Annotated in this window: 5 protein-coding genes; 3 read left to right on the plus strand and 2 right to left on the minus strand. The window is 66.6% G+C overall.

The genetic code is table 11. The annotated features are described in order from the left end of the window. Positions 1–70: 70 nt before the first annotated feature. Entirely contained in the window at positions 71–1,597 is a 1,527-nt protein-coding gene (locus BT264_RS35770; RefSeq protein WP_072445299.1) for an acetaldehyde dehydrogenase ExaC, read from the minus strand. 335 nt (positions 1,598–1,932) lie between these two features. Here BT264_RS35770 and BT264_RS35775 point away from each other — a divergent pair, with 335 nt between their 5' ends. Then, positions 1,933–2,361, plus strand: a complete 429-nt coding sequence (locus BT264_RS35775) for a pyridoxamine 5'-phosphate oxidase family protein (RefSeq protein ID WP_072445298.1) — start codon at positions 1,933–1,935, stop codon at positions 2,359–2,361. A gap of 104 nt (positions 2,362–2,465) precedes the next feature. Here BT264_RS35775 and BT264_RS35780 read toward each other — a convergent pair whose 3' ends face one another. After that, positions 2,466–4,076, minus strand: a complete 1,611-nt coding sequence (locus BT264_RS35780; RefSeq protein WP_072445297.1) for an MFS transporter — start codon at positions 4,074–4,076, stop codon at positions 2,466–2,468. A 154-nt stretch (positions 4,077–4,230) separates the two neighbouring features. Between BT264_RS35780 and BT264_RS35785 the strand changes: the two genes are divergently transcribed. Beyond that, positions 4,231–5,115, plus strand: a complete 885-nt coding sequence (locus BT264_RS35785; RefSeq protein ID WP_034183984.1) for a LysR family transcriptional regulator — start codon at positions 4,231–4,233, stop codon at positions 5,113–5,115. A gap of 715 nt (positions 5,116–5,830) precedes the next feature. Continuing rightward, a partial coding sequence (locus BT264_RS35790; RefSeq protein ID WP_143156762.1) for a helix-turn-helix domain-containing protein occupies positions 5,831–6,081 on the plus strand: 251 nt, incomplete at its 3' end.

Raw genomic sequence — 6,081 nt, forward strand, 5'->3', positions numbered from 1 at the left:
CAACCGTACGGCCGGCGCTGCTTTGCCGACCGGCCGGCCCCGGCGCTTCGCCACTGCCTTGACGATCAGGTCAGAAGAACCCGAGCGCCTCGGCCTGGTAGCTGACCAGCAGGCACTTCGTCTGCTGATAGTTCGACAGCGCCATCTTGTGCGTCTCGCGGCCGATCCCCGACTGCTTGTAGCCGCCGAACGCCGCGTGCGCCGGGTACAGGTGGTAGCAGTTGGTCCACACGCGGCCGGCCTCGATCTCACGGCCCATCCGGTACGCACGCGTGCCGTCACGCGTCCACACGCCCGCGCCGAGCCCGTAGAACGTGTCGTTCGCGAGTTCGATCGCTTCCTGCTCGTCCTTGAACGTCATCACCGACGCGACCGGCCCGAAGATCTCTTCCTGGAACACGCGCATCTTGTTGTTGCCGAGCAGCATCGTCGGCTTCACGTAGTAGCCCGTGCCGAGTTCGGCAGCCGGCGCCGTGCGTTCGCCGCCCGTCAGGCATTGCGCGCCTTCGCCGCGGCCGATGTCGATGTACGACAGGATCTTGTCGAGCTGCTGCTGCGACGCCTGCGCGCCGATCATCGTCTGCAGGTCGAGCGGGTGGCCGGACTTGATGCGCTCGACGCGCGCGACGGCCTTCTCGATGAAGCGTTCGTAGATCGATTCCTGGATCAGGATGCGCGACGGGCACGTACATACCTCGCCCTGGTTCAGCGCGAACATCGCAAGCCCTTCGAGCGTCTTGTCGAGGAACGCATCTTCCCGATCGAGCACGTCGGCGAAGAAGATGTTCGGGCTCTTGCCGCCCAGTTCGACCGTCGACGGGATCAGGCTCTCGGCCGCCGCGCGCAGGATGTGCTTGCCGACCGGCGTCGAGCCCGTGAACGCGATCTTCGCGATCCGCTTGCTGGTCGCGAGCGCTTCGCCCGCTTCCTTGCCGAAGCCGTTCACGATGTTGATCGTGCCGGCCGGGAACAGGTCGCCGATCAGTTCCATCAGCACGAGCACCGACGCGGGCGTCTGCTCGGCCGGCTTCATCACGACGCAGCAGCCGGCCGCGAGCGCCGGCGCGAGCTTCCACGCGGCCATCAGCAGCGGGAAGTTCCACGGGATGATCTGCCCGACGACGCCGAGCGGCTCGTGGAAGTGGTACGCGACGGTGTTGTCGTCGATTTCGGAGATGCCGCCTTCCTGTGCGCGGATACAGCCCGCGAAGTAGCGGAAGTGGTCGACCGCGAGCGGCAGGTCGGCCGCCATCGTCTCGCGCAGCGGCTTGCCGTTGTCGATCGTCTCGGCCACGGCCAGCAGCTTCAGGTTCTTTTCCATCCGGTCGGCGGCGGCGAGCAGCAGGTTCGCGCGCTCGGCCACGGACGTCTTGCCCCACTTGCGGCGCGCGGCATGCGCGGCGTCCAGCGCCAGCTCGATATCGTCGGCGCCCGAGCGCGGAATGCGGCAGAACGGCTGGCCGTTGATCGGCGACACGTTCTCGAAATACTCGCCCTTCACCGGCGCCACCCACTTGCCGCCGATGTAGTTGTCGTACTGCTGACGGTACGGGTATTCGACGTCGAGGCCCAGTTGTTTCAGGTCAAACGGGTTCATACATGTCTCCTGTTCATCGTGCTTGTGTGAATGCAGCGCCGGTTGGATCGCGCTGTATCCGTTTACGCAACATGCGTGCCAAACGGACGGGCGCGGAACGAAAGCACGACGACCACGGCCGGCCCGCGTGCGCGCCGTGCGGTGTTCACGCACGCAGCACGGCGGGTGTGCCGATTCGGAACACCGCGATTGCGCAGCGGCGTGGTCGGTGTTCGGATTTTCCACAGTGGCCGTGCCGGACGGCACAGGCATGCGGGCCGCGATGCGTGGCATGTCGCTTGCGTGCGAATCGCGCATCCCGTTCACACGCAGCGGCGTTCGCGCCGGCCGACACCATGAGCGACTCCGGCCCCCTGACCGACGACGCTGTCGCGTTCATCCGCGAGCAGGTGTTCCTGATCGTCGCGACCGCCGATGCGGCGGGCGACAGCGACTGCTCGTACCGCGGCCGCCAGCCGCGCGCCGACGGCGCGTTCGAGCCGCTCGTCGACATCCCCGACCGCCGCACGCTCGTGCTGCCCGACTTCGCGGGCAACAACCTGTTCAACACGATCGGCAACCTGCTCGTGAATCCGGCCATCGCGCTGCTGTTCGTCGATTTCGTGCGCCGGACGACCTGGCTCGTGCAGGGCCGCGCGACGATCGACGAGGATGCGGAAAGCCGCGCGCATCTGTGGCCCGACGCGCGGCGCTATGTGGTGATCGAGGTGGAGCACGCGCAGGCGCGCACGGATGCGGCGCTGCCGCCGCTCGTGCTGGCGTGATGCGATGCGTTTGGCGGATCGTCAGCGTGCGGATGCGCTCATGACAAAATGCGCCGGCGCTCCGGCTGCCATTACCTGAACACCCATGCTCGACGACGCAACGCTCAACGCCCATGGGTCTCCGCACAAGCCGGTTCGATCCGGCTGCGCGCCGGCGCGTCGGCTGGCGCATGCCCGTCCGAGTCATCGCCCGCTTCAGCCGCCGGCCGCCCGCCGAGAAACACGAACACCACCACCGCGCACAGCACCGTGACGACGGCCAGCCCGGTCAGCAGCCGATCAAACGCGTGCGTATAACTCGCAAGCAGCGCCGCGTGACCGACACCCGGCAACGTAGCAGCCGCACCCGCGAGGTCGCCGGTCGCGAGCCGCGCGGCCGCACGCAGCGTCGCGTCGGGCGTGCCGGCGGCACCGGCCGCCTGCCGCAGCCCCGTCTGCGCGAGCGCGGCCAGCACCGCGCCGACGATCGCAAGCGCGATCCCCTCGCCGGCCACGCGCGTCGTGCTGAAGATCCCCGTCGCCATCCCCGCGCGCTCCTTCGGCACGACGCTCACCGACAGCCCGTCCATCAGCCCCCACGGCATCCCGGCGCCAACCCCGATCGCCAGCATCGGCGCAATCGCCGCCGTCCCCGCGCCGCCGCGCAGCGCGACACCCAGCCACATCAGCCCGCCCGCCGCGACCACCAGCCCGAGCGCCGAGATCACGCCGGCCGACAGCCAGCGTGTGAGCGTCGCCGCGACGAACGGCACGACGAGCATCGGCGCGGAGATCGCGAGCATCAGCCAGCCGGCGTCGATCTCGCTGAAGCCGTCGATGCCGATGAAGCGCAGCGGCAGCACGACGAGCAGCACGATGTAGCAGCAGCAGGTCGACACCGGCAGCACCTGCACGCCGACGAAACGCGCGATGCGGAACAGCGACAGGTCGAGCATCGGCCGCGCGACGCGCGTCTCGATCGTCACGAACGCGCATGCGCCGAGCGCCGCGCCGGCCAGCAGCACGATCACGAGCGCGCTCGTCCAGCCGCGCGCGGGCGCCTCGATCACGCCGAACGTGAACAGCGTCAGCGCGGCCGTGAACGAGGCCGTGCCGGGCCAGTCGAGCCCCGTCGCATGCGGGTCGCGCGACTCGCGCATGCGCGGCAGCCCGAATGCGAGCGACAGCACGCCGGCCACCGCGCTCGTGACGAAGATCGCGCGCCAGCCGTAGTGCCAGATCAGGCCGCCGGCCAGCACGGGCCCGAACGCGAGCCCGATGCCGAAGGTCGTGCCGAGCAGGCTGAACGCGCGCGTGCGCGCCGCGCCGTCGAATTCCTGCGCGAGCGCGGCCGTGCCGCCCGCGAGCGCCGCAGCCGCCGCGAGCCCTTGCGCGGCGCGCAGCAGATCGACCGCGAGCATCGACGGCGCGAACGCGAGCGCAACCGACATCAGCGTGAAACCGCCGACGCCGATCGCGAACAGCCGCTTGCGGCCGAACTGGTCGGCCAGCGCGCCGGCCGCCATCAGGAAGCTGCCGAACGCGAGCATGAACGCGTTGGTGATCCAGTTCATCGCGACCGTGCCGCCATGCAGGTCGCGGCCGATCGCCGGCGTCGCGACCGCGCCGCCCGAAAACGACAGCGGCAGCGCGACGGCGGCCATGCAGACGGCGGCCAGCACCCACGCGCGCCGCCGCGCCGAAACCGCCGATACGGCTGAAAACGGGTGATCCATCATCGCTCCTCGAAAAGCCGGCGCGGATGCGCCGCCAGAGCGACAGAAGATAAATCCGATTCAATCCACGAAAAACCACGCGAAGTTCCACATATAACGGACTAAAATTCCGCAATTTACTTGCCGCGCCCGTCGGCGCATGCACTTCGATTCGATGGAAAACCTGACCGGCATCGTCGCCTTCGTCCGCACCGCCGAAGCGCTGAGCTTCGTCGCGGCCGGCCGCGCGCTCGGCATCTCGGCGTCGGCGGTCGGCAAGACGATCGCGAAACTCGAGCAGTCGCTCGGCGTGCGCCTGTTCAACCGCACGACGCGGCGCGTCACGCTGACCGAAGAGGGGCGGCACTTCTACGAACGCTGCCAGCGGATCCTCGAGGATTTCCGCGATGCGGAAGCGACCGTGACGGCATCGGCGCAGCGCCCGCGCGGCAAACTGCGCGTGAGCCTGCCGGTGATCGGCTACCGCTTCCTGCTGCCGGTGCTGCCCGAGTTCCGGCAGCGCTATCCGGACGTCGAGCTCGATCTCGACTTCAACGACCGGATGGTCGACGTCGTCGAAGGCGGCTTCGACGCGGTGATCCGCAGCGGCCCGCTGTCGGATTCGAGCCTGATGTCGCGGCGGCTCGGCCCGTTCGCATTCGTGCTGTGCGCGACGCCCGCGTATCTCGCGCAGGCCGGCACGCCGCACACGCCGCGCGATCTCGAAGCGCACGAATGCGTGCGCTACTGCTTCCCGACCACCGGCAAGCTGCAGGACTGGGCGCTCGCGGCCGACGACGGCACGCCGCTGAAGCTGCGCACCGCAATGACCTGCAACAACATGGAAGCGCTGCGCGGCACCGTGCTCGCAGGGCTCGGCATCGGCTACATGCCCGATTTCCTCGCGCGCGACGCGCTCGAACACGGCGCGCTCGTCACCGTGCTCGACGACTACCGGATCGCGCCGGGGCAGTTCTCGATCGTGTGGCCGTCGAGCCGGCAGTTGTCGCCGAAGCTGCGCGTGTTCGTCGATTTCCTGTGCGAGCGGTTGTTCAGGTAGCCGAATGACAACTAACCTAGGATCATGTGTTTCCGCAAAGCGAGCGAAATCACCATCGTGAATATGATCGATCTATATGCCATACACGAACAAAAAGCTCGAGATGGCCTTCTGACAATTCATCCATCTCGATGGCTATACGCCGGCCGTCAATTTGGGCAAGGCGGCGTCTTCGATCTTCTCTCCCACGGAACGCAGGGAATTCGAGTTGGCGATCAGCTCGTTGAGCACTTTAGGCAACTTCGTGATGTGGGTCTGAACAGCAAAGTACGCCATAAGCATGGCTACTACTTCGCTACATCGGAGATTGCCGAGCGATACCTCAAATACGTCCCGCGAGATCGTGGGCTCGAATGCGCCGTACGAGATGTGTTATCCATACGGAACCCCGCGGGGCAACCCGAAGTTCACACTCGAGTTGGCTACATCGATCTGCTACTTCCCACGGCTGTCATAGAGGTTAAAAGCTTCGTGAAGTGGAAGCATGCGCTTGGACAAGTCCTTGCGTACTCAAGTTACTACCCAGATCGACGCAAGATAATCCATCTCTACGTTCCAGGCGCTCAACGCCCGGAGCTAGACGAGCAACTGAAGATTTGTGCCGAATTTAATGTGGATATCACGTATCAAAACCTTCTGCCTAGTGTCCCGTTCCGTTGTTAACCGAACTATGTTCGCGTAGCATGTAGACGTCAACGGAACGGGAGACGTCAACATGGCGATGGGACGACCGAAGGCGGAACTGGTGCTGAGCGAAGACGAGCGCTCGCAACTGATGTCGATCGCGCGTTCTCGCTCGATTTCGGCTGCGTTGGTCACGCGGGCGCGCATCGTGCTGGCGGCCGCTGACGGCGAACCCAACAGTGCGATCGCGCAGCGCCTGCAAATCAGGCGCGCCACAGTGGGCAAATGGCGCCTGCGATTTCTGGAGCAGCGCATCAACGGACTCTATGACGAAGTACGCCC

Origin of the sequence: Burkholderia sp. NFPP32 (assembly GCF_900119325.1) — a bacterium.
GTDB lineage: Bacteria > Pseudomonadota > Gammaproteobacteria > Burkholderiales > Burkholderiaceae > Burkholderia > Burkholderia pyrrocinia_C.

Excerpts from the sequence above, each read along its gene's own strand:
- BT264_RS35770 (WP_072445299.1), bottom strand. The coding sequence starts at position 1,597 with ATGAACCCGTTTGACCTGAAACAACTGGGCCTCGACGTCGAATACCCG.
- BT264_RS35775 (WP_072445298.1), top strand. The coding sequence starts at position 1,933 with ATGAGCGACTCCGGCCCCCTGACCGACGACGCTGTCGCGTTCATCCGC.
- BT264_RS35780 (WP_072445297.1), bottom strand. The coding sequence starts at position 4,076 with ATGGATCACCCGTTTTCAGCCGTATCGGCGGTTTCGGCGCGGCGGCGC.
- BT264_RS35785 (WP_034183984.1), top strand. The coding sequence starts at position 4,231 with ATGGAAAACCTGACCGGCATCGTCGCCTTCGTCCGCACCGCCGAAGCG.